The organism is Catenulispora pinisilvae (assembly GCF_015356865.1).
In the GTDB taxonomy this organism is placed as follows: Bacteria; Actinomycetota; Actinomycetes; order Streptomycetales; family Catenulisporaceae; genus Catenulispora; species Catenulispora pinisilvae.
The window spans coordinates 1-255 of the sequence record NZ_JAAFZA010000671.1 but is presented as its reverse complement, the minus strand read 5'-3'; the positions used below and the strand labels follow the sequence as shown (position 1 = coordinate 255).

Here is a 255-nt window from a genome sequence, read left to right as displayed (position 1 = left end):
GCGTCCGCGACGCCCCGGCCGCGGTGATCGCCGCCGGGTTCGACGAGGCCGCCCGCCGCGACCCCGAACACCGCCGCCCCTGGATCGTCCTGATCGACGGCCACTACCAGCAGTTGCGTCTGGTCCGCGCCGAGGCCGCCCGCCGCCAGGTGAAAGTCACCATCATCTGCGACTTCATCCATGTCCTGGAATACCTGTGGAGGGCCGGATGGTGCTTCTTCACCGAAGGCGACACGGCCATCGAAGACTGGATCG

At 68.6% G+C, this 255-nt stretch carries 1 protein-coding gene; it reads left to right on the top strand.

What is annotated here, in order from left to right; genetic code table 11:
• Positions 1-255, top strand: a 255-nt coding sequence (locus IZR01_RS54995) for a GspH/FimT family pseudopilin (RefSeq protein WP_323747346.1), incomplete at both ends; no start/stop codon positions are given.